This window comes from Streptomyces sp. NPDC037288 (assembly GCF_055603265.1).
Map to the genome: position 1 here is coordinate 31,555 of NZ_JBVJVY010000013.1, position 19,857 is coordinate 51,411.

Annotated in this window: 18 protein-coding genes; 10 read left to right on the forward strand and 8 right to left on the reverse strand. The window is 70.8% G+C overall.

Annotated elements, in window-relative coordinates; translation table 11 throughout:
- Window positions 1-67 precede the first annotated feature (67 nt).
- The 3 genes from ACZ7GZ_RS17365 to ACZ7GZ_RS17375 all read left to right on the forward strand — a co-directional run bounded on the left by ACZ7GZ_RS17365 (window position 68) and on the right by ACZ7GZ_RS17375 (window position 4,649).
- Window positions 68-1,870 (forward strand): outer membrane protein assembly factor BamB family protein, encoded by a 1,803-nt coding sequence (locus ACZ7GZ_RS17365; RefSeq protein WP_471024916.1) that lies wholly within the window; start codon window positions 68-70, stop codon window positions 1,868-1,870.
- An 80-nt stretch (window positions 1,871-1,950) separates the two neighbouring features.
- Window positions 1,951-3,735 carry an outer membrane protein assembly factor BamB family protein gene (locus ACZ7GZ_RS17370; RefSeq protein WP_471024917.1) on the forward strand — a complete coding sequence of 595 codons (1,785 nt, stop codon included), beginning with the start codon at window positions 1,951-1,953 and terminating at the stop codon, window positions 3,733-3,735.
- Between the two features lie 230 nt (window positions 3,736-3,965).
- Complete coding sequence (locus ACZ7GZ_RS17375; protein WP_471024919.1) at window positions 3,966-4,649, forward strand: helix-turn-helix transcriptional regulator; 684 nt, start codon at window positions 3,966-3,968, stop codon at window positions 4,647-4,649.
- 111 nt (window positions 4,650-4,760) lie between these two features.
- Here the strand turns inward: ACZ7GZ_RS17375 and ACZ7GZ_RS17380 are convergent, their stop codons facing one another.
- Window positions 4,761-5,111, reverse strand: a complete 351-nt coding sequence (locus tag ACZ7GZ_RS17380; RefSeq protein ID WP_471024920.1) for a hypothetical protein — start codon at window positions 5,109-5,111, stop codon at window positions 4,761-4,763.
- Between the two features lie 21 nt (window positions 5,112-5,132).
- A complete protein-coding gene (locus tag ACZ7GZ_RS17385) occupies window positions 5,133-6,824 on the reverse strand; it encodes a sodium:solute symporter family protein (protein WP_471024921.1) in 1,692 nt (563 codons plus the stop codon).
- Between the two features lie 180 nt (window positions 6,825-7,004).
- On the opposite strand from ACZ7GZ_RS17385, the gene galT reads away from it, so the two are divergent.
- Genes galT through galK form a run of 3 tightly spaced genes read left to right on the forward strand, consistent with a single transcriptional unit; the run spans window position 7,005 to window position 10,203 of the window.
- A complete protein-coding gene (galT, locus tag ACZ7GZ_RS17390) occupies window positions 7,005-8,090 on the forward strand; it encodes a galactose-1-phosphate uridylyltransferase (RefSeq protein WP_471024922.1) in 1,086 nt (361 codons plus the stop codon).
- Entirely contained in the window at window positions 8,087-9,049 is a 963-nt protein-coding gene (gene galE, locus ACZ7GZ_RS17395; protein ID WP_471024923.1) for a UDP-glucose 4-epimerase GalE, read from the forward strand. The genes galT and galE overlap by 4 nt, the downstream gene beginning before the upstream one ends.
- Window positions 9,049-10,203 (forward strand): galactokinase, encoded by a 1,155-nt coding sequence (gene galK, locus ACZ7GZ_RS17400; RefSeq protein ID WP_471024924.1) that lies wholly within the window; start codon window positions 9,049-9,051, stop codon window positions 10,201-10,203. The genes galE and galK overlap by 1 nt, the downstream gene beginning before the upstream one ends.
- Window positions 10,204-10,437: 234 nt before the next feature.
- Here the strand turns inward: galK and ACZ7GZ_RS17405 are convergent, their stop codons facing one another.
- Window positions 10,438-10,857, reverse strand: coding sequence for a hypothetical protein (locus tag ACZ7GZ_RS17405; RefSeq protein ID WP_471024925.1), 420 nt, complete (start codon window positions 10,855-10,857; stop codon window positions 10,438-10,440).
- Window positions 10,858-11,329: 472 nt separating this feature from the next.
- On the opposite strand from ACZ7GZ_RS17405, the gene ACZ7GZ_RS17410 reads away from it, so the two are divergent.
- The gene (locus tag ACZ7GZ_RS17410; RefSeq protein WP_450794461.1) at window positions 11,330-12,097 is read left to right on the forward strand and encodes a LuxR C-terminal-related transcriptional regulator; all 768 of its coding nucleotides are present in this window, start codon (window positions 11,330-11,332) and stop codon (window positions 12,095-12,097) included.
- On the opposite strand, the gene tamR is transcribed toward ACZ7GZ_RS17410, so the two are convergent.
- On the reverse strand, window positions 12,056-12,553 hold the full coding sequence (gene tamR, locus ACZ7GZ_RS17415; protein WP_069780386.1) for a MarR family transcriptional regulator TamR: 498 nt from the start codon (window positions 12,551-12,553) through the stop codon (window positions 12,056-12,058). The genes ACZ7GZ_RS17410 and tamR overlap by 42 nt on opposite strands.
- A gap of 89 nt (window positions 12,554-12,642) precedes the next feature.
- Here tamR and ACZ7GZ_RS17420 point away from each other — a divergent pair, with 89 nt between their 5' ends.
- Window positions 12,643-13,455, forward strand: coding sequence for a trans-aconitate 2-methyltransferase (locus tag ACZ7GZ_RS17420; protein ID WP_471024926.1), 813 nt, complete (start codon window positions 12,643-12,645; stop codon window positions 13,453-13,455).
- Between the two features lie 2 nt (window positions 13,456-13,457).
- On the forward strand, window positions 13,458-13,817 hold the full coding sequence (locus ACZ7GZ_RS17425; RefSeq protein ID WP_471024927.1) for a VOC family protein: 360 nt from the start codon (window positions 13,458-13,460) through the stop codon (window positions 13,815-13,817).
- Here ACZ7GZ_RS17425 and ACZ7GZ_RS17430 read toward each other — a convergent pair.
- The 3 genes from ACZ7GZ_RS17430 to ACZ7GZ_RS17440 are packed head-to-tail and all read right to left on the reverse strand — an operon-like array spanning window position 13,766 to window position 15,966.
- Window positions 13,766-14,257 carry a hypothetical protein gene (locus ACZ7GZ_RS17430; RefSeq protein WP_471024928.1) on the reverse strand — a complete coding sequence of 164 codons (492 nt, stop codon included), beginning with the start codon at window positions 14,255-14,257 and terminating at the stop codon, window positions 13,766-13,768. The genes ACZ7GZ_RS17425 and ACZ7GZ_RS17430 overlap by 52 nt on opposite strands.
- 30 nt (window positions 14,258-14,287) lie before the next feature.
- Window positions 14,288-14,962: a TetR family transcriptional regulator gene (locus ACZ7GZ_RS17435; protein ID WP_471024929.1), complete on the reverse strand. Its 675-nt coding sequence runs from the start codon at window positions 14,960-14,962 to the stop codon at window positions 14,288-14,290.
- The gene (locus ACZ7GZ_RS17440) at window positions 14,959-15,966 is read right to left on the reverse strand and encodes an acyl-CoA desaturase (RefSeq protein ID WP_471024931.1); all 1,008 of its coding nucleotides are present in this window, start codon (window positions 15,964-15,966) and stop codon (window positions 14,959-14,961) included. Before ACZ7GZ_RS17440 ends, ACZ7GZ_RS17435 begins: the two co-directional genes overlap by 4 nt.
- A gap of 301 nt (window positions 15,967-16,267) precedes the next feature.
- On the opposite strand from ACZ7GZ_RS17440, the gene ppc reads away from it, so the two are divergent.
- Window positions 16,268-19,012: a phosphoenolpyruvate carboxylase gene (gene ppc / locus ACZ7GZ_RS17445; protein ID WP_471024933.1), complete on the forward strand. Its 2,745-nt coding sequence runs from the start codon at window positions 16,268-16,270 to the stop codon at window positions 19,010-19,012.
- Window positions 19,013-19,085: 73 nt separating this feature from the next.
- Here the strand turns inward: ppc and ACZ7GZ_RS17450 are convergent, their stop codons facing one another.
- Window positions 19,086-19,778, reverse strand: a complete 693-nt coding sequence (locus tag ACZ7GZ_RS17450; RefSeq protein WP_471024934.1) for an LPXTG cell wall anchor domain-containing protein — start codon at window positions 19,776-19,778, stop codon at window positions 19,086-19,088.
- Window positions 19,779-19,857 lie beyond the last annotated feature (79 nt).

The following is a 19,857-nucleotide window of genomic DNA, read 5'->3' on the forward strand; positions in this document are numbered from 1 at the left end:
CGACCCAGGGTCCGTCAAGAACCTCAGGGCGTGGCTAAAAATCAGTGAACGAGGGGGAAGAGCGCTGATGACTCAGCCGCCCAACCAGCCGCCGCAGGGCGGATTCGGAGCACCGCAGCACCAGCCGCCGCAAGGCGGCGGTTTCGGCGCCCCGCAGACGCCACCGGCACCGGGCGGGTTCGGCGCCCCGCAGAGCACCCCGGGCGCTCCCCAGAGCCCCGGCGCCCCCGGCGTGCCTCCCACGCCCCCGCCGCCGGCCCAGCCGCCCGCCGCCCCGCCGCAGCAGCCCCAGCCCGGCTACGGCTATCCCCAGCAGCCGGGGCCGTACGGCACCCCGGGCCCCTACGGCTACCCGCAGCAGCAGCCGGGCCCCTACGGGGCGGCGCCCCAGCCCGGTTTCGGGCATCCGCAGCAGCCGCCGTACCCAGGCGGGCCCGGCGCCGTGCCCGGCGGTACGCCGGCGTCCAGGAAGAAGCCCGCGCTGATCATCGGTGCCGCGGTGGCCGCGCTGCTGGCCGTCGGCGGCACGGTGTACGCGTTCACGAGCGGCGACGACGGCGGCAAGAAGAAGCCCGTCGCCCAGCAGAGCGACGACCCCAAGCACTCCGCCTCCGGCACGCCGAGCCCGTCGAGCGGCGGCGGTGACGACCCGGAGAACTTCAACGCGGGCCGCAAGGCCGGTGAGGCGAAGGTGCTCTGGTACCAGTCGGCACCGGACGCGCCCCGTTCCGGCGCCGACGCGCCCGGCATGTGGGTCACCGACAAGGCCGTGGTGAAGGCGGCGTACAAGCAGGTCTTCGCCTACAACGTGGCCGACGGCAGGACGGCCTGGAGCCCGGTCACCTTCCCGCAGAAGATCTGCGCGATCACCCCGCAGAAGTCGGCCGACGACAAGGTCGTCGTGGCGTACATGAGCGGCACCGGTGACAACGCCGTGTGCAACCAGCTCCAGCAGATCGACCTGGACACCGGCGAGAAGGGCTGGAGCGGCAAGGTCGACCACCGCGGGGCGTTCGACATCCAGGTCGAGATCAGCCTGACCGTCAGCGGCAGGACGCTGATCGTGGGCCGCGTGGGAGCGGGCACGGCGTACGACATCGACAGCGGCAAGAAGCTGTACGAGAAGGGTGACTACGGCGGGTCCTGCTCTCCGTCCGGGTACGCGGGTGGCTCCGGCCGGCTGGTCCAGGCTTCGTCCTGCGCCGCGTACGCGCCCAACGAGCACGACGAGATCCAGGAACTGGACCCGGCCACCGGCAAGGTCAAGTGGAGCCAGCCGGTCAAGAAGGGCTGGGAGGTGACCAAGGTGTACTCCCTGGACCCGCTCGTGGTGTATCTGACCAACCCGGACAAGAAGGCCTGGAACATCTCCACGTTCACCAAGGACGGCAAGTTCCGCTCCGAGGTGAAGGTCGACGAGAAGTTCGCCCCCCGCTGCGGCTTCCTCGACCGGAATCTGCAGGGCTGTCAGGGCGTCACGGCCGACGCCGACACGCTGTACCTGCCGACGGACAGCACGAGCAGCGCCAACGAGATCGTCGCGATCAGCCTCACCACCGGCAAGGCCGAGTGGCGGGCCAAGTCCCCGGCCGACGAGCCGATGTATCCGATGAAGACCGAGGGCGGCAAGCTCGTCGCGTACGTGCAGCCGTCGTACGACACGGGCGGCCAGGTGGTGTCGATCCCGACCGCCGGCTCCTCCCACAAGACCACCAGGCTGCTGCAGAACCCGCAGGGCACGGCCCAGATCGAGGACACCTTCTTCGACTCCGTCGTGGACTGGTCCGACGGGCGGTTCTTCATCTCCTCCGGCCGGCTGTCCGGCAGCGACCAGGCGAAGGAGAAGCTGATCATGGCCTTCGGCAACTGAGCCGCCGCCCCGGCTTTCCCTGTCCCCGCCAAGTCCCCGATGCCGTCCGGCCTTTCGAGCCTCACTGAGGTACCCACCCCATGACCCAGCCGCCCCCTCCGCCGCCGAACCAGCCCCCGCAGCAGCCCGGTTTCGGCCCCGCGAGCCCACCCCCGCAGCAGCAGCCGCAGCAGCCTCCGCAACCCCCTCAGCCGCAGCCCGGCTACGGCTATCCGCAGGCCGCTCCGGCCCCGCAGACGTCCCAGCCGCCCCAGCCCGGTTACGGCTACCCCGGCGCCCAGCAGAACCCGTACGGTCAGCAGCCCCCGGGCTACGGTCAGCAGCCTCCGGCCTACGGTCAGCAGCAGAGCCCGTACGCGCAGCCCGCGCAGCCGGGTTACGGCTATCCGGGCCAGCCGCCGACCGTGCCGGTTCAGCCGCAGCCGGGGCAGAGCGGCGGCGGGCGGAACAACACGGTGCTGTTCATCGTCGTCGCGGCCGTCGTCGCCATCGCGCTGATCGTCGCCGGCGGCATCTGGTACGCCAGCTCCTCCGGGGACGACGGCAAGCAGCACGGGACCGCTTCCTCCGGCGGCGGCAAGGGCGGCAAGGGCGGCGGCGGTACGGGCGGCGGCAAGGAGAAGGTGCCGGCCGACCCCGCGGCCAAGGTGCTGTTCGAGGTTCCGCTGCCCACCACCGACGACACGACCAGCACCGTGGGTTCATGGCTGACCGACAAGGTGTACGCCAAGAGCGGCGTCGCCGAGATCGTCGGTTACGACCCGGTCAAGGGCACCAGGCTGTGGACGGTCAAGCTGCCCGGACCGGTCTGCGCGGCCAGCAAGCAGGTCACGTCCGACGGCCGGACAGCCATCACCTACCAGCCGAAGTGGGACACGAAGAACCACTTCGCCGGATGCACGCAGATCGCCGCGATCGATCTCGATGCCGGTAAGAAGCTGTGGACGAAGTCGGTCAAGTCCGGTGACTACGCGATCAACTACCAGAATGTGACGGTCGGTCAGCGCACTGTCGCGGTCGGCGACAGCGACGGCGGTGCCGCCTTCGACATCGACTCCGGCAAGCCGCTGTGGCTGCCGAAGCAGGGCGACGACTGCTACGACGCGGGGTACGGCGGTGGCGCCAAGCTGGTCGCGGTGCGCAGCTGCGGAGACGTCGACAACCCCCGGCTGCTCATCCAGACCCTCGACCCGAAGACGGGCAAGGTGATCTCCGAGTACAAGATGGACCCGGGCATCGGCGAGGCCTCCGTCGTCTCCTCCGACCCGCTGGTGGTGGCCGCCGCCGTGGGCGACAGCACCGAGGTCTCGGACTACTTCTCCATCGACAACAAGACGGGCAGGCTGCTCGCTCACATCTCCGCGCCGTCCGACAACTACGCGGGCAAGTGCGACGGCATCACCCGCATCGAGGACTGCCACGGAATCGTCGTCGGCAACGGCAAGCTGTACCTGCCGACCGCGGAGCACGACGGCGGCTCCGACGCCCTCAGCCAGACCAACGAGATCGTCTCCTTCGACCTCACCACCGGCAAGCCGACCGGCCAGCGGGCCGAGGCCGGCGACGACACCACGCTCCACCCGCTGCGTATGGACGGGAGCAATCTGCTCGCCTACAAGCCGCCGACGTACAAGACCGGCGGTCAGGTCGTCAGTATCGACGACGGCAGCTTCAAGGTGACCAAGCTGCTGGAGAACCCCGCCGCGAAGAACGTGCGCGAGGCGGAGAGCAACTTGCTGCCCGACAGCGATGAGATCCTCTTCCAGGACGGCCGCCTGTACATGGCGCAGGTCTTCGCCCGCCGGAAGGGCACGTCGTCGATCGGCAAGGAGGACCTGTTGCTGGTCTTCGGCACGGGCGGCTGACGCCGCGCCGTTCGCCGCAGCGGGTCTCGCCCGAATGGGTGACTTACCAAGAAGTGCCCCGGATTTCATCGATCCGGGGCACTTCTCATCAGGAGGGGCAGCGCGACGTCGAACAAGCGTGTAGCTTCCGGGGGCATATGGAGGGCGGAGGTGCCGGGGGGCCCTCTGTCCTTGCGGACCGGTGGGCGTCCATAGTGGGGCATCCATGGGGGGGACTGGGGGGTTGCTCTATGGGAGTGCGGCTCATGGTCGTCGACGACCATCGCCTGCTCGCGGAGGCGCTGGCGTCGGCGCTCAAGCTGCGCGGGCACCGGGTGCTCGCCGCGGCGGCGCCGTCCGCGGGCGCGGCGGACCTGGTGATCGCGCGGGCACCGGAGGTGTGCCTGCTGGGCACGGCGGCGCCCGCCGAACCGGGCGTCTTCGACCCGGTGGTGAAGATCAAGCGGGACCGGCCGCAGGTGGCGGTGCTGGTGCTCGGCCCGGTGCCGTCGCCGCGCGGGATCGCGGCGGCGTTCGCGGCCGGGGCGTCGGGGTACGTGCGGCACGACGAGCGGATCGAGGGGGTCGAGCGGGCGATCATGAAGGCGCGGGCGGGGGAGGCGGCGGTGGCTCCGCAGCTGCTGCAGGGGGCGTTCGGTGAGCTGCTCAACCCTGCCGCGCAGCCCGACGACGAGGCGCAGCGGTTGCTGTCGGTGCTGACGCCGCGGGAGGTGGAGGTGCTGGTGCGGGTGGCCGACGGGGAGGACACGCGGCTGATCGCGGCCGGGATGGGGATCGCCCCCAGTACGGCTCGTACGCATGTGCAGCGCGTGCTGATGAAACTGGGGGTGGGGTCGCGGCTGGAGGCGGCGGCGCTGGCCGCGCGCACGGGGCTGCTGGACCGGGCGGGACCGTTGGGCTCCGGCCCCGGGTAGGCGCCCTGCGCCGGGGCGGCGGTACGGCGGAGCGAGGGCATTGCGGCGCCCCGAAGGGGCGCGGGGAACTGCGCGGCCAGCCCCCACGCACCCGCGGACGGGAACGGCGGGTTACTCCCCCTGCCTCTCCTCCGCCGACCCCTCCGGAGGAAGCGGCGGCGGAGTGGGCCGCAGCTTCAGCCAGGCCAGGAAGAACAGGCCCAGCAGGAGCATGCCGATCCCGGTCCAGAGGTTGATGTTGACGCCCTGGGCCTTGTCGATGGCGGACGGGGAGTCGGTGATCCCGGTGATCGTGACGATGACGCCGTACACCACGAACAGGCCGCCGATGATGCGGCGCAGGTCGAAGATGCGGGCCGCCGTCGCCGACTTGCCCTCCAGCTCGGTGACTTCCCGCTGGACGTCCTCCTCGCTGTAGTGGAAGCCCTCGTGCGGGCGGTCGGAGTGCGCGTTGTCGCTCATGGTTTCCTCGATCCTCCCGCGTCAGAACGAGAACGGGATGTAGCAGGCGGCGGCCAGCACGACCGCGCCCCAGCCCAGCAGGGCCGGCTTGCGGTACCAGGCGTCGTCGCCGGCGGCGGGCGGCTCGGCCATGCCGGGGGAGCGGGTGCCGTAGACCAGCCCCTCCAGCTCCTGGGCCGGCTTCGGCTCGGTGAACAGGGACACCGCGACCATGACGACCGCGCCGGTGACGAAGCCTGCGATCGCGGAGACGAAGTTGGCGCCCTGGTCGGAGGGGAGGGAGATGATGCCCTTCTTGTAGAAGACGAAGTAGTTGATCATCGCCGCCGTGGTGCCGGCGAGCAGGCCCCAGAAGCCGGACTTGACGGACGCGCGCTTCCAGAACATGCCGACGATGAAGACGACGAACATCGGCACGTTGAAGAAGGAGAACAGCGTCTGCAGGTAGCTCATGATGTTCGAGAACGAGGACGCCAGGAACGCCGTACCGATCGACGCGAAGACGCCGATCGCGGTGATCAGACGGCCGAAGCGGACGTAGTACGCGTCCTCGCGGCCGCGCACCACGTACTTCGCCCAGATGTCGTTGGTGAACACCGTGTTGAAGGACGACACGTTCGCCGCCATGCCCGCCATGAAGGCCGCCAGCAGACCGGTGACGGCGATGCCGAGCACGCCGTTGGGCAGCAGCTCCTGCATCAGGTACGGGATGGCGTCGTTGTACTGGTAGCCGGAGCCGGCGGTGCCGAACTTCGGGACGATCGCGGCGGCGACCAGGCCCGGGATCATCACCAGGAAGACGATGAAGATCTTCGGGTAGGCGGCGATCAGCGGGGTGCGCTGGCCGGCGGAGAGGTTCTTCGCGGACAGGGCGCGCTGCACCTCGGCGAAGTTGGTCGTCCAGTAGCCGAAGGAGAGGACGAAGCCCAGGCCGAGGACGATCGTCAGCCAGTTGGCGCCGAGCGGGTTGGCGGTGCCGATGCCGGTGCCGCCCCAGGCGGTGGTGAAGTTCGCGCCGTGGGTGGCGGTGAGCTTGTCGGTCAGGCCGTTCCAGCCGCCGACCTTCTTCAGGCCGAGGACGGTGATCGGGATGAGGGCGGCCAGGATCACGAAGAACTGCAGCACCTCGTTGTAGATCGCCGAGGACAGACCGCCGAGGGTGATGTACGCCAGCACGAACGCGCCGGCCACCACGATCGCGACCCACTGCGGCCAGCCCAGCAGCGCCTCGACGACGATCGCGAGGGCGTAGAGGTTGACGCCCGCGATCAGGATGGCGGCGAACGCGAACAGGATCGAACTGAGCAGGTGGGCGGCGCGGTCGAAGCGCAGCAGCAGGAACTCGGGGACCGAGCGGACCTTGCTGCCGTAGTAGAAGGGCATCATCACCAGGCCCAGGAAGACCATGGCCGGGATGGCGCCGATCCAGTACCAGTGCACCGTGTAGGCGCCGTACTGGGCGCTGTTCGCGGCCATGCCCAGGATCTCGGTGGCCGCCAGGTTCGCCGAGATGAAGGCGAGGCCGGTGATCCAGGCGGGCAGCGAGCGTCCGGAGAGGAAGAAGTCGAGGCTGGTCTTCACCGAGCGGCGGGCCGCGAAGCCGATGCCGAGGACGACGACGAAGTAGATCACCAGGATCGTGTAGTCCAGCCAGTTGGTGGGGAGCCGTAGCTGCGCCGCCAGATACAGGGGGCTGTCTGTGGGGGTTTGCATGCGTACTCGCTTCGTTGCGCGAACTGATCCAGGGGGGAACCTACGCCTCCATGTTCGTTAATTGAACACTTCTGATGGTGTTCTTTGTTGGATTGTGATGGTCAATGACGTTGTCGAGTTGTGGTCTGTTATGTTTGATTGTGTTGAGTGATTGGGTGCGGGGCGTAGAGGAGTCCGGCGTTGAAGAAGACCTCGACACGGCTGGCCGACGGTCGTGAGCTGATCTACTACGACCTGCGGGACGACACCGTGCGCGACGCCGTGGACCGCCGTCCCCTGGACCGCACGGTCACCACCTCCGAGATCCGCCGCGATGTGCTGCTCGGCGACTCGGTCGCCGTCGCCTCCCACCGGCAGGGGCGCACGTACCATCCACCGGCCGACGAGTGCCCCCTGTGCCCGAGCCGGGGCGAGCGGCTCAGCGAGATCCCGGACGCGTCGTACGACGTCGTCGTCTTCGAGAACCGGTTCCCCTCGCTCGCCGGCGACTCGGGCCGCTGCGAGGTCGTCTGCTTCACGTCCGACCACGACGCCTCCTTCGCGGACCTGACCGCCGAGCAGGCGCGCCTGGTGCTCGACGCGTGGACGGACCGCACGTCGGAGCTGTCGCACCTGCCCGCCGTCGAGCAGGTCTTCTGTTTCGAGAACCGGGGTGCCGAGATCGGCGTGACCCTGGGCCACCCGCACGGGCAGATCTACGCCTACCCCTTCACCACCCCGCGCACCGCGCTGATGCTCCGCTCGCTCGCCGCGCACAAGGAGGCCACCGGTGGCGAGAACCTCTTCGACGCCGTTCTGGAGCGGGAACTCGCCGAGGGGCGGGTCGTCCTTGAGGGTGAACACTGGGTCGCGTTCGTGCCGTACGCGGCGCACTGGCCGTACGAGGTCCACCTGTACCCCCGCCGCCGCGTCCCCGACCTGCTCGCCCTGGACGAGGCGGCACGCACAGAATTCCCCCAGGTCTATCTGGAACTCTTGAGGCGCTTCGACCGGATCTTCGGCGGGACAGGTGGAGGGGAGAACTCCGCGGGTGAGTCCCCCACGCCCTACATCGCGGCCTGGCACCAGGCCCCGTTCGGCGCGCTGGAGGAGTTCGACGGTGTGACGCGGGACGACTTCGCGCTGCACCTCGAGCTTTTCACCATCCGCCGCACTTCCGGCAAGCTGAAGTTTCTCGCGGGTTCCGAGTCCGGCATGAGCGTGTTCATCAACGACGTGCCGCCGGAACGCGCGGCCGAGCGACTGCGAGAGGTAGCGAGTTCATGAAGTACCTGGTGACGGGTGGCGCGGGTTACGTCGGCAGTGTCGTGGCCCAGCACCTGCTGGAGGCCGGCCACGAGGTGACCGTCCTCGACAACCTCTCCACCGGCTTCAGCGAGGGTGTCCCGGCCGGTGCCGCGTTCATCGAGGGCGACATCCGCGACGCCGCCAAGTGGCTCGACCCCTCCTACGCCGGCGTGCTGCACTTCGCCGCGTCCTCGCAGGTCGGCGAGTCGGTGGTGAAGCCGGAGAAGTACTGGGACAACAACGTCGCCGGCTCCATGGCGCTGCTCGGCGCGATGCGCGAGGCGAACGTCCGCAAGCTGGTCTTCTCCTCCACGGCGGCCACGTACGGCGAGCCGGAGCAGGTCCCCATCGTGGAGAGCGCCCCCACCAAGCCGACGAGCCCCTACGGCGCCTCCAAGCTCGCCGTCGACCACATGATCACCAGCGAGGCGAACGCCCACGGCCTGGCGGCCGTCTCCCTGCGCTACTTCAACGTGGCCGGCGCCTACGGCGCGTACGGCGAGCGCCACGACCCCGAGTCGCACCTCATCCCGCTGGTCCTCCAGGTCGCCCAGGGCCGCCGCGACGCGATCTCGGTCTACGGCGACGACTACGCGACCCCCGACGGCACCTGCGTCCGCGACTACATCCACGTCGCCGACCTCGCCGAGGCCCACCTGCTGGCCCTGACGGCCGCCCGGCCGGGCGAGCACCTGATCTGCAACCTCGGCAACGGCGAGGGTTTCTCCGTCCGCCAGGTCATCGAGACCGCCCGTCAGGTCACCGGCCACCCGATCCCCGAGATCGCGGCCCCGCGCCGGGGCGGCGACCCCGCGGTGCTGGTCGCCGCGGCGGACACCGCCCGCGAGAAACTGGGCTGGAACCCGACCCGCGCGGATCTCGCGGGGATCGTCGCGGACGCGTGGCAGTTCGCGCAGAGCATCACAAGGGAGCACTAGTGGGGGCACAGCAGGTCGCGGAGCGCTTTACCGAGCTGTACGGCACGGAGCCCGACGGCGTCTGGGCGGCGCCGGGCCGGGTCAACCTGATCGGCGAGCACACCGACTACAACGACGGCTTCGTCATGCCGTTCGCGCTGCCGCACCGGGCGGTCGCGGCGGTCTCCCGCCGCACCGACGGCGTGCTGCGCCTGCACTCGGCCGACATCGGGGGCGGCATCGTGCAGCTGTCGCTGGACGCGCTGACCCCGCAGGGCGACGACGGCTGGACGGCGTACCCGGCGGGCGTGGTCTGGGCGCTGCGCGAGGCGGGCCACGAGGTCACCGGCGCGGACGTCCACCTGTCCTCGACGGTCCCGGCCGGCGCCGGTCTGTCCTCCTCGGCGGCCCTGGAGGTCGTGATCGCCCTGGCCCTCAACGACCTGTTCGCACTGGGCCTGCAGCGCTGGCGGCTGGCCCGGCTGTGCCAGCGCGCCGAGAACGTCTACGTCGGCGCGCCGACCGGCATCATGGACCAGACGGCGTCGGCCTGCTGCGAGCAGGGCCACGCGCTCTTCCTGGACACCCGTGACCTGTCCCAGCAGCAGATCCCCTTCGACCTCGCGGCCGAGGGCCTGCGCCTGCTCGTCGTGGACACCCGGGTCAAGCACGCCCACAGCGGCGGCGAGTACGGCAAGCGACGGGCCGGCTGCGAGAAGGGCGCGGCCCTGCTCGGCGTCGACGCGCTGCGGGACGTCCCGTACGCCGGGCTGGACGCGGCGCTGGCCCGCCTCGGCGGCGAGGAGGAGATCATCCGCCTGGTCCGGCACGTCGTGACGGAGGACCAGCGGGTCGAACGCACGGTGGCCCTGCTGCGCGCCGGGGACACCCGCGCCATCGGCCCCGTCCTCACCGAGGGCCATGCCTCGCTGCGCGACGACTTCCGCATCTCCTGCCCGGAGCTGGACCTGGTCGTCGACACCGCCCTGGCGAACGGCGCCCTCGGCGCCCGGATGACCGGCGGCGGCTTCGGCGGCTCGGCGATCGTCCTGGCGGAGGCCACGGACGTCGATGCCCTCACGAAGGCGACCGAAGAGGCCTTCGCCGCAGCGCACTTCACCGCCCCGCGGGTCTTCGAGGCGGTGCCGTCGGCGGGGGCGCGTCGGCTGAGCTGACGCCCGTCGTCCAGACCGGCCCGCACGCGGTCACCGTGCACGGGGCCGGTGTCGTCGTCGCCGGACAGCAGGGCTGGAAGGACGCCGGCCACTACCTGAACCGTTGCGTTCGAAGGCGTGACGGAGCGCCGGCTTCCCCGATCGGCGGGCCCGCCGCCGGGCCGAGCGGAGCGTCGAGCGGCATGCACCGGCCCCGTGCACGCGCGGCGTGTACGGGGCCGGTGACGTTCGGGATCAGTAGTTGGGGTTGCCGTCCCAGCTGGACTCGTCGCAGCCCAGCGCCTTGTCGCCCTCGAAGACGCAGACCTGGACGCGCAGCGCCCAGATACCGCGGTTGTCCTGCAGGGAGGTCGGCCACGTCTGCTCGGTGCCGGCGCCGGTGTAGACCTTGTGCCAGCTGTAGCTGGTCACCTTGCGGTCCGGCGTCAGGGACTGCACACGGATTCCGACGGAGTGCCCGTCCTTGCCCGTGTCGGCCACCGTCACGTAGATCTGCGGGGCGATGTAGTGGCCGTCGTAGCGGAAGGTTCCGGAGCCCTCGGCCCCGAAGACGCTCGCGCCGACACTGCCGGCGAAGGCGGGGCCCGTGGCGAGGGCGACGGCGCCGACGGCGGCGGCACCCACGGTGAGCATGCGGCTGAGCTTGTTCTTCAAAGGGTTTCACTCCTGTGTCAAGATCGAAAACACGCCACCGTACATCGTATGTGAGTCATGTCCATGCTGATTGCGGGCTGCTGATCATGCGAGGGGTGCACCACGTGATCACGTCGGCGTCTGTCGATTTCCGTCCCAGTACGAAACACGCGACACACGACACGCACATCGGACGGTCAGTTCTGCAAATCCGCTTCCGCTGCGTGCTCCCATCCGTACTCTGTGGAACAGCACCGGTGGGGGCCGGTGCTGATCAGGGGGCGAGGCAGGCGGGTACGGCACCCGCGGTGGGGTAGCAGTTTCCGCGTCGGCGGCGGCCGCGCGGCACGCGTTCCTTCCGTGGGTGTCGTATCCGCGCGGGTCGTCGTTCTCCGGGCCGTTCCGGTCCTTGCGGACCGGCTGAATGGCGGCCGGGCCCTTTCCGGACCTTGGTTGTCCCCTGCTCCGCGCGGAGCCTGGGGAAGGGGGTTTCGTGGTTCGTATCCGAGTCCTGGTCGTGGACGACCACCGCATCTTCGCCGAGTCGCTCGCCGCCGCCCTGGCCGCCGAGCCCGACGTCGACGTCTTCGCCGCCGGCAGCGGCCCCGCCGCGCTGCGCTGCCTGGAGCGGGCGGCCGGTGAGGGCCGCCGCTACGACGTCCTCCTCGTCGACGCCGACCTGGGCGGCAACGTGCCCGGCACCCGTCCGGCCGTGCCCGTGCAGGAGGGCGACGAGGAGGGGCTGGTCGACGGCATCTCGCTGGTCGCGGGCGTCCGCGCCGCCCAGCCCGCCGTGCGCATCGTGGTGCTCGCCGAGAAGGACGACCCCCGGCGGGCGGCGCTCGCGCTGCAGGCCGGGGCCTCGGGCTGGGTCGCCAAGGACTGCTCGCTGTCCCGGCTGCTGACGGTGATCCGGGGCGTGCTGCGCGACGAGACCCATCTGCCGCCCGCCCTGCTCACGGGCGTCCTGCGCGAACTCACCGCCGCCCGCCGGCACCGCACCGAGAGCGAGCGGCTCGTGGAGTCCCTCACCCCGCGCGAGCGGGAGGTGCTGCGCTGCATGGTCGCGGGGCTGGGCAGGAAGGCCGTCGCCGAGCGGCTGTTCCTCTCCCCGCACACCGTGCGCACCCATATGCAGAACGTCCTCGGCAAACTCGGCGTCCACTCCACGCTGGCCGCCGTCGCACTCGCCCGCCGCGCCGGTGTCGGACCGGCCGACCTAGCCGGGGATGTTGTCGAACGGGGCGGTCAGCTGGCGTAGCAGACCGGCCAGCTCCGCGCGCTGGGCACGGGACAGCTCGGCGAGGATCGCCCGCTCCTGCTCCAGCAGGCCCGCGAGCGCCTGGTCGGCGCGGTCCCGGCCGGTGTCGGTCAGCCGGACCAGCACCCCCCGGCGGTCACTCGGGTCGGGCAGCCGCTCCACCAGGCCCTTCTTGGCCAGCCGGTCGATGCGGTTGGTCATCGTGCCCGACGTGACCAGGGTCTGGGTCAGCAGCTGGCCGGGGGAGAGCTGGTACGGCGTGCCCGCGCGCCTCAGCGCGGTCAGCACGTCGAACTCCCAGGGCTCCAGCTGATGCTCGGCGAAGGCGAGCCGGCGCGCGCGGTCCAGATGCCGGGCGAGCCGGCTCACCCGGCTGAGCACTTCCAGCGGCTCCACGTCGAGGTCCGGACGTTCCCGGCGCCACGCTGCGACCAGCCGATCGACCTCGTCCTCCATGGAGATCAGTGTAGTGGTTGTGTCGACGTGAAGTCTCTTGAGGTCGAGTCTCTTGACATCGAGATAGATGGACGGGGAAAGTGACCGGCATGACGACTCCCAGCTGGGACCCCGGCCAGTACCTGCGGCACGCCGGTCACCGGGCCCGTCCCTTCACCGACCTCCTCGCCCGGATCCCGGACCCGCCCGGCGAGCGGCCCCGCATCGCCGACCTCGGCTGCGGCCCCGGCAATGCCACCGCCCTGCTCACCCGGCGCTGGCCCACCGCCCACGTCACCGGCTACGACAACTCGCCCGCGATGCTCGACGCGGCCCACACCGGCCACGAGGGCCCCACCGCGGGAGGCGGCCGGCTGGACTTCGCCCACGCCGACGTCCGCACCTGGACGCCCGAGGAGCCGTACGACCTGATCGTCTCCAACGCCACCCTCCACTGGGTGCCGGGCCACGCCGAGCGCTTCGCCGACTGGATCGCCGGCCTGCGCCGCGGCGGCACCTTCGCCTTCCAGGTGCCCGACAACATCGACGCCCCGCTGCACGCCCTGATGCGCGAACTCGCCGGCAGCCCCCGCTGGAAGTCCCGCCTCGCCGACGTCCTGCGCCACACCGACTCCGTGCACGCCCCAGGCGTCTATCTGGACCGCCTCGCCCGCCACGGCTGCGCGACCGACGTGTGGCAGACGACGTACTTCCACGTCCTCGCCGGTACGGACCCCGTCCTGGACTGGGTGAAGGGGACCGGACTGCGGCCCGCCCTGACCGCGCTCGCCGACGATCCCGAGGCGCGGGACGCGTTCGTGGCCGAGTACCGCGACCTGCTGCGGCAGGCCTACCCCAGCGCGCCGTACGGCACGGTCCTGCCCTTCCGCCGCCTGTTCGCCGTCGCCGTGAAGGGGGCCTGACCGTGCTCGTCGCCGTAGATCATGTGCAGCTGGCGGCCCCGCCCGGGTCGGAGGACGCGCTGCGGGCGTACTACGCCGGCGTTCTCGGGATGAGCGAGATACCGAAGCCACCGGCGCTGGCGGCCCGCGGGGGCTGCTGGTTCGAGGCGGGCTCCGTCCAGCTCCACCTGGGCATCGAGAACGGCTTCCGCCCCGCGAAGAAGGCACATCCAGGGCTGCGCGTGACCGGGATCGAGGCGTACGCGGCCCGGCTGGAGTCCCTGGGCGCCACGGTGACCTGGGACGACAACCTCCCCGGCCATCTGCGCTTCTACTCGGAGGACCCCGTCGGCAACCGCCTGGAGTTCCTCCAGCCCCGGTAGCCGATCAGCGTCCACCTGGCGAACGTCACCGCGATCGCGAGAGGGATCAGCGGTGAGAGCGCGCGGCCCGCCTGGTTCCAGCCGCCCTGGTCCACCGGGACCCAGGTCCCCCAGGGCTCCTGGGCCACCGGTACGGGCATGGACACCGGGTAGGAGGTGAAGCCGGTCGCCGTGATCCGGTGCGCCCTGCCGCCGGAGGTCGCCAGGCCCGTGCAGTCCCAGTCGCTGCCGGTGGAGCCGCCGCGCGACGTGGTGGAGGGCCCGGTCGTCCAGCAGTGCGTCGTCCGCAGGGCCAGTGGGTGCCCCAGCAGCCCCAGGTGCCCCACGGCCGAGCCGGCCAGGTAGCCGGTGAGGGCGAACAGGCCCGCGGCGACGGCACCGCACACGACCGCCCCCCACGCCTGCTGCCGTCTCGTACGGACCCTGCGCTGCCAAGCCACCGCGTGATCGTACGCCGGGGCCCCGAACGTCTATGACTTGCGGTGCCCGATCAGCCGCGGCTTCTGCTCCAGCCCGTCCAGGCCGTGCCACGCCAGGTTCACCAGATGCGCCGCGACCTCCGCCTTCTTCGGGCGGCGCACGTCCAGCCACCACTGCCCGGTCAGGGCGACCATGCCGACCAGCGCCTGCGCGTACAGCGGGGCCAGCTTCGGGTCGAAGCCGCGGGACTTGAACTCGCGGCCCAGGATGTCCTCCACCTGCGTGGCGATGTCGGAGATCAGCGAGGCGAAGGAACCGGTCGACTGGGGGATGGGGGAGTCACGGACCAGGATGCGGAAGCCGTCCGTGTACTCCTCGATGTAGTCCAGCAGCGCGAACGCCGCCTGCTCGCACAGCTCGCGGGGATGCCCGGCCGTCAGCGAGCTGGTCACCATGTCCAGCAGGCGCCGCATCTCGCGGTCCACCACCACCGCGTACAGGCCCTCCTTGCCGCCGAAGTGCTCGTACACCACCGGCTTGGACACCCCGGCCTTCGCCGCGATCTCCTCCACCGAGGTGCCCTCGAAGCCCTTCGCCGCGAAGAGGGTCCGACCGATCTCCAGCAGCTGCTGGCGGCGCTCGGCGCCGGTCATACGGGTCCGGCGGGTCCGCCGGGGTTTGTCGTTGCTGGAGGTGCTGGAGTCGGTCGCCACGGCGTCAATCATGCCGCCTTCGCGGTCTCCCTCCGGCGCCGGGAGCCGTCCTGGCCGGTGTTCCGGCGTGAATCGATACGCGAGCGTGACGGCCAGCGCACGTCGTACGCCCAGCCCAACAGCTCGAAGATCCGGATGATCCGGGCCGAGGAGTCGATCTGGCCGCGCATCACACCGTGCCGCGCCGATGTCGGGTCGGCGTGGTGCAGGTTGTGCCAGGACTCACCGCACGACAGCACCGCCAGCCACCACACGTTGCCCGAGCGGTCCCGCGACTTGAACGGCCGCTTGCCCACCGCGTGACAGATCGAGTTGATCGACCACGTCACATGGTGCAGCAGAGCCACTCGCACGAGTGAACCCCAGAAGAACGCGGTGAACGCGCCCCACCAGGACATCGTCACCAGACCGCCGATCAGCGGCGGTGCCGCCAGCGACAGCGCCGTCCAGAGCACGAACGTACGGGAGACCGCCCGGATCGCCGGGTCCTTGATCAGATCCGGCGCGTACTTGTCCTGCGGAGTCTGCTCCTCGTCGAACATCCAGCCGATGTGCGCCCACCACAGGCCCTTCATCAGCGCCGGAACAGTCTCCCCGAACCGCCACGGAGAGTGCGGATCACCCTCCGCGTCGGAGAACTTGTGGTGCCTGCGGTGATCGGCCACCCAGCGCACCAGCGGGCCCTCGACCGCCAGCGACCCCATGATCGCGAGCGCGATCCGCAGGGGCCGCTTCGCCTTGAACGAACCGTGGGTGAAGTACCGGTGGAAACCGATCGTGATGCCGTGGCACCCCAGGTAGTAGAAGAAGACCAGCAGGCCCAGATCGAGCCAGCTCACCCCCCAGCCCCAGGCCAGCGGCACAGCCGCCACGAGTGCCAGGAACGGCACGGTGATGAACAAAAGCAGCGTGATCTGCTCGATCGAACGCTTCTGCTCGCCACCCAGCGTGGCGGACGGGGGAGAAGTGTCGTCGGCCGTACGGGCTTCTTCGATCACATCGGAACTTGAGGTCATGCGCGTCCCCTGTGGGGTCGAGGGTCAGACAGATGCCGGGCTGCCGGGACCGGACGGGACTCGACGGTACTTCCCTACGGTTCCGTAACCTACGGCTTCGTAAGTATGGCAGCGTGTCGTGCGGCGGCAAGAGCCCCACGGCCTGCGCGTCCGCGGGGACACCTATCCTTGGAACCGGTCGGACAGCGCGGTCCGCTGACGTTTCCTTCCCGGACGCTCCGGCCCGTATGCGGCGCACGCCGCCCGGCAGCCGACCGGGTTCCCTCCCAGACGAGCTTCAACACTGCAAGGAGCCGCACCTGTGAGCAGTGCCGACGACCAGACCACCACGACCAGCAGCGAGCTGCGCGCCGACATCCGCCGGCTGGGTGATCTCCTGGGCGAGACCCTCGTCCGGCAGGAAGGCCCCGAGCTCCTCGACCTGGTCGAGAAGGTCCGCCGCCTCACCCGCGAGGACGGCGAGGCCGCCGCCGAGCTGCTGCGCGGCACCGAACTGGAGACCGCGGCCAAGCTGGTGCGCGCCTTCTCCACCTACTTCCACCTCGCCAACGTCACCGAGCAGGTGCACCGCGGCCGGGAACTGCGCGCCCGGCGCGCCGCCGAGGGCGGCCTGCTGGCCCGCACCGCCGACCGGCTCAAGGACGCCGACCCCGAACACCTCAGGCAGACCGTCCACCACCTCAACGTCCGCCCGGTCTTCACGGCGCACCCCACCGAGGCCGCGCGCCGCTCGGTCCTCAACAAGCTCCGGCGCATCGCCGCGCTCCTGGACACCCCCGTCCAGGGCTCCGACCGCCGCCGCCACGACGTCCGCCTCGCCGAGAACATCGACCTCGTCTGGCAGACCGACGAGCTGCGCGTCGTCCGCCCCGAGCCCGCCGACGAGGCCCGCAACGCCATCTACTACCTCGACGAACTCCACGCGAACGCCGTCGGCGACGTCCTGGAGGACCTCACCGCCGAACTGGAGCGGGTCGGCGTCAGGCTCCCCGACGACACCCGGCCGCTGACCTTCGGCACCTGGATCGGCGGCGACCGCGACGGCAACCCCAACGTCACCCCCCAGGTCACCTGGGACGTCCTCATCCTCCAGCACGAACACGGCATCAACGACGCCCTGGAGATGATCGACGAACTGCGCGGACTGCTCTCCAACTCCATCCGCTACACGGGCGCCACCGAAGAGCTCCTCCAGTCCCTGAAGACCGACCTCGACCTGCTGCCCGAGATCAGCCCCCGCTACAAGCGCCTCAACGCCGAGGAGCCCTACCGGCTCAAGGCCACCTGCATCCGGCAGAAGCTGGAGAACACCAAGCAGCGCCTCGCCAAGGGCACCCCGCACGAAGCGGGCCGCGACTACCTCGGCACCGGCGAGCTGCTCAGCGACCTGCGGATCATCCAGGCCTCCCTGCGCGAACACCGCGGCGGCCTCCTCGCCGACGGCCGCCTGGCCCGCACCATCCGCACCCTCGCCGCCTTCGGCCTCCAGCTCGCCACCCTGGACGTGCGCGAACACGCCGACGCCCACCACCACGCCCTCGGCCAGCTCTTCGACCGCCTCGGCGAGGAGTCCTGGCGCTACGCCGACATGCCCCGCGAGTACCGCGCCAAGCTCCTCGCCAAGGAACTCCGCTCCCGCAGGCCGCTCGCCTCCGCCCCGGCACCCGTCGACGCGGCGGGCGCCAAGACCCTCGGCGTCTTCGAGACGGTCAAGAAGGCCCTGCAGGTCTTCGGCCCCGAGGTCGTCGAGTCCTACATCATCTCCATGTGCCAGGGCGCCGACGACGTCTTCGCCGCCGCCGTCCTCGCCCGCGAGGCAGGCCTCGTCGACCTGCACGCCGGCTGGGCCCGGATCGGCATCGTCCCCCTCCTGGAGACCACGGACGAGCTCAGGGCCGCCGACACGATCCTGGAGGACATGCTCTCCGACCCGTCCTACCGGCGCCTGGTGGCGCTGCGCGGCGACGTCCAGGAGGTCATGCTCGGCTACTCCGACTCCTCCAAGTTCGGCGGCATCACCACCAGCCAGTGGGAGATCCACCGCGCCCAGCGCCGCCTGCGCGACGTCGCCCACCGCTACGGCGTACGCCTGCGCCTCTTCCACGGCCGCGGCGGCACCGTCGGCCGCGGCGGCGGCCCCTCCCACGACGCCATCCTCGCCCAGCCCTGGGGCACCCTGGAAGGCGAGATCAAGGTCACCGAACAGGGCGAGGTCATCTCCGACAAGTACCTCATCCCGTCGCTGGCCAGGGAGAACCTCGAACTGACCGTCGCGGCCACCCTGCAGGCCTCCGCCCTGCACACCGCGCCCCGCCAGTCCGACGAGGCCCTGGCCCGCTGGGACGCGGCGATGGACGTCGTGTCGGACGCCGCCCACGCCGCCTACCGGCGCCTGGTCGAGGACCCCGACCTCCCGGCGTACTTCTTCGCCTCCACCCCGGTCGACCAGCTCGCCGAACTCCACCTCGGCTCCCGGCCCTCCCGCCGCCCCGACTCCGGCGCCGGCCTCGACGGCCTGCGCGCCATCCCGTGGGTGTTCGGCTGGACGCAGTCCCGGCAGATCGTCCCCGGCTGGTTCGGGGTCGGCTCCGGCCTGAAGGCGCTGCGCGAGGCGGGCCTGCGGGAAGAAGGCGACACCGTCCTCGACGAGATGCACCAGCAGTGGCACTTCTTCCGCAACTTCATCTCCAACGTCGAGATGACCCTCGCCAAGACCGACCTCAGGATCGCCCAGCACTACGTCGACACCCTCGTCCCCGACGAGCTCAAGCACGTCTTCGACACCATCAGGGCCGAACACGAGCTGACCGTCCGCGAGGTGCTGCGCATCACGGGTGAGCAGGAACTGCTGGACGCCCAGCCCGTCCTGAAGCAGACCTTCGCCATCCGCGACGCCTACCTGGACCCCATCTCCTACCTCCAGGTCACCCTGCTCAAGCGCCAGCGTGACGCGGCGGCCGCGGGCACCGACCCCGACCCGCTGCTCTCCCGCGCCCTGCTCCTCACCGTCAACGGCGTCGCAGCCGGCCTGCGCAACACCGGCTGACGGCCACGCCGCACGCAAGGGTGCCCCCGCGGTCGTACGACCCCGGGGGCACCCTTGCGTGTACGGTGCGGCCTCAGCCCTGCTGGGCCTTCCGGCGCCGGGCCACCAGATAGCCGCCCACGCCGACCAGCGCCGCGGCACCGGCCGACAGCGGACCCACCGGAGCGCCGTTGCCGGTCTCGGCGAGGTCACCGCCGGCGCTGCGGGCGGACGGCGAGGAGGACGGGGCCGCGGCGGCGGGCGAACCGGACGCGGACGCACCCGGGGCCGCACCGGACGACGAAGACGACGAGGAAGACGACGAGGAAGACGACGACGGCGACGCCGAGCCGGACGGCTTCCCGCCACCCGCCGCGGAGCCCTCGCAGTCCGTCCAGAACACCTTGTGCTTGGCCGCGCCCTTCTCGCCCTCGAAGTTCCAGAACAACTTGTAGTGCCCGTCCGGCAGCGACAGGTCGGCCGTACGGCCGTGGCCGTCCGCGCCCAGGGTGATCGCGCCGGACTTCACGGTCTGGCCCTTCGCGGCGGCCGTCGGCGCCCAGGCCTCGATGTGCCAGTCGACCCGCTGACCGCCGTCGAAGCCGAAAGCGTCCAGATAGAACGTGCACACGTGCGGCTCGTTGCGGCGCAGCTCCGCGCCGGTGCGAGCATCGTGGATCTTGACGGTGCCGTTGTCACCGGGGGCACCTGCGTGGGCGGCGGGGGCGCACACGAGCGCCGCCGCGACACCGGCGCTCAGCGCGCCGGCGCGAATGAGGGTACGCATGGGATTGATCCATCTTCGAGTGGTGAACGGGGAAGATGTGGAGGGGGCGGTACAGCTTCCGGTCACGCCTGACAGCCGG